We start from the raw sequence: 2,502 nt of genomic DNA, 5'->3' as shown, positions 1-2,502 counted from the left end.
GTAAGCGTAACTAATAGCACACATTAACGGTAATTGGTTTTCTCGGGTGGATCAATTTTGTTGACCATTTAACCGGCCAAGTAATTGGCGCTAGGGCTGATCAGTTTTACTCCGTTGCCGCCGTATTAACGCTTAATGAGATATTCCAAGGTAGCAGATGGTCCAGATCATCGCCATCGCTTATCAGTGGCAATTGCTTGAACAGAGCCATGAGGTAATCCACCGGCATGAGGCCGTTGGCTTTGGCGGTTTCAACCACGCTATAGAGTATGGCGCTGGCTTGTGCACCACCGCGTGATTTTGAGAACAGCCAAGCTTTGCGGCCAATAACGAACGGTTTAATGGCGCGTTCTGCACGATTGTTGTCGATAGCGACAGCACCGTTGGCTAAATATACCTGTAACTTGCTCCATTGCCCGAGCGTGTAATGAATGGCTTTACCGAGCAGCGACTGGTTATTGACGCTAAGTGCTGACTTGTCGAGCCAGTCTTTAAGTTTATTCATGATTGGCAGCGACAGCTCTTGCCGGGCTGCATGCTTGGCTTCAATGGTGTAGTCGCGAATGCGCTGTTCAATACCATAGAGCTTTTGGATAAAACTCAACGCTTGGTCAGCTTTACCGGTTTTATTTTTGCCTTGTACGGCCTTGGCTTCAATAAACTTACGCCGTGCATGCGCCCAACAACCAGCAAGCTGTGCATCGGTTTTCTCATAGCCTTGATAACCGTCCACTTGCAACGGGCCTTGGTAGCCTTGCAAAAAGTGAACTGGATGTGAGCTGCCACGACCATCTTGGTAGTCGTACAAAACGATATTGGGTGATCCGTCGGGTTTAGGTTTGTCGGTGCCACAACCATACACCCACATGTAACACTTGGATTTATCGACATCGAGCACGTTCACCGTCGTCTCATCCGCCCACAGCATCGGTTGCTCAAGTAGTATGTCATGCATTCGCTGGTATATCGGCCTGAGCTTTTCACTCACTTTTAAGAGCCAACGGCTCATGGTTTGGCGATTCAGTTCAATACCGAACTGCTTAAATAAGGCTTCTTGGCGATAAAGCGGTAAGCCAAACTGGAACTTGGCGCTGATAATTTGTGCAAGTAAGCTTGGGCTGGCAATGCTCTTTGGTAAAATGCTTAGCGGCACCGGTGCGATTTTAATGGTCGTTTCAGTGCCGTGCTTTTCACATAAGCGGCAGCTGTATTTCGGCCGCACGTGGCGCAGCACTTTAATGGTCGCCGGAATAAATTCAAGCTCTTCGCTGGTTTCTTCACCCATACGGTGCAAGTCATGGCCACAGCAATCGCAGACTTTATCTTCGTCAGGAATATCGTGAAGCACGTCTTCACGCGGCAATGAAGCATCAATGCTTGGCCGGCGTGTTTTCTTACGCGTGTAAGTAATGGTTGCGTCAGCGGCGATTTCATCTACTTCAGGTTCAAGCAATGCTTCAAGTTCGTTAAACAACGAGCCTTGACCAGGTAAACTTTCCGTACTCGCGGCAAAGCGCTTTTGTAGCGATAATTGCCATTGCTCCATCATGTGGCGTAGCTTTTGCTGTAACCCTTGATTTTCAGATTGCAGTTTGAGAACCATTTTTTTCAGGCTCTCAACATCATCTGGGAGTGGCTTTTTATCGTGTGTTTTCATGGGGCACATTATACCCCATCTACCTGCTGTAATCCGCTATTTTAAAGGGTTCTCTTAGACCGATTGGTGTTCGATCATCAGCTGTTATGCAGGATCCTTATAAGGCAATTTAGGATCATATTGTGCTGCTAAAATGCAGCGGTTGATGGCCTTTCATGAGCGTAATATCAAGGCCTTCAAGTAGCCATTGCCACTGTTGTGGTGACAGGTTTAACACACTACCGTTGAGCTTACGCGGCCATTTAAACTTGTTTTTCTCAAGGCGTTTGTACCACAAGCAAAAACCGGTTTTATCCCAGTACAGTGCTTTGACTTTGTCGCGCTGGCGATTACAAAATACAAACAGCGCACCGCTAAACACCGGCAGCTCCATTTCGGCTTCGACAATGGCACTGAGGCCATTGATACTTTTCCGAAAATCAACCGGCTGCTTATACAAATAAATCGCCGAAGGTTCTACGAACATTTTCATGCAGCAAGCGACTTCACTAACTGCGCCAACCAATGTGGCTCAACGTGCAGCGGCAAGGTAAGTGCTAGGCCGCCATAATTTAGCGTCAGTGAATGATGGTTCGTCTGCATCACTTGTTGCGCTTGCACAAAACCGTTATCGTTTTGTTCGAGCAGCTCACGACGACGCTTGCTAAAGTATGCTGGGTTTAAATCTCGTTCTGTACAAAATGCTGCTTGGGTTTGACCGCTTTGCTCAAATGCTTCGAACAGCTCAAGCCACTGAGCATGGCTGCGATGGGTACGACTCATAAATCACCTCGTTAGTTGAAACGTGGTGATAAATTAGGCCATCTGCAAAAACATGCCTAGGTGTGGTTGCTGTTACGGTTACA

General features: G+C 47.4%; 3 protein-coding genes. All 3 read right to left on the bottom strand.

Going from position 1 to position 2,502, the window contains the following annotated elements; genetic code table 11:
- Positions 1–106: 106 nt before the first annotated feature.
- Positions 107–1,666, bottom strand: coding sequence for an IS66 family transposase (tnpC, locus tag AN394_RS21040; protein ID WP_408003023.1), 1,560 nt, complete (start codon positions 1,664–1,666; stop codon positions 107–109).
- Between the two features lie 106 nt (positions 1,667–1,772).
- Entirely contained in the window at positions 1,773–2,129 is a 357-nt protein-coding gene (gene tnpB, locus AN394_RS21035; RefSeq protein ID WP_055022509.1) for an IS66 family insertion sequence element accessory protein TnpB, read from the bottom strand.
- A complete protein-coding gene (gene tnpA, locus AN394_RS21030; RefSeq protein ID WP_055022508.1) occupies positions 2,126–2,419 on the bottom strand; it encodes an IS66 family insertion sequence element accessory protein TnpA in 294 nt (97 codons plus the stop codon). The genes tnpB and tnpA overlap by 4 nt, the downstream gene beginning before the upstream one ends.
- Positions 2,420–2,502 lie beyond the last annotated feature (83 nt).

This window comes from Pseudoalteromonas sp. P1-26, assembly GCF_001401795.1.
Taxonomy (GTDB): domain Bacteria; phylum Pseudomonadota; class Gammaproteobacteria; order Enterobacterales; family Alteromonadaceae; genus Pseudoalteromonas.
Note: the sequence above shows the minus strand (reverse complement) of the source record. Positions and strands in the feature narration are given on the sequence as shown.

Excerpts from the sequence above, each read along its gene's own strand:
- tnpB (WP_055022509.1), bottom strand. The coding sequence starts at position 2,129 with ATGAAAATGTTCGTAGAACCTTCGGCGATTTATTTGTATAAGCAGCCG.
- tnpC (WP_408003023.1), bottom strand. The coding sequence starts at position 1,666 with ATGTGCCCCATGAAAACACACGATAAAAAGCCACTCCCAGATGATGTT.
- tnpA (WP_055022508.1), bottom strand. The coding sequence starts at position 2,419 with ATGAGTCGTACCCATCGCAGCCATGCTCAGTGGCTTGAGCTGTTCGAA.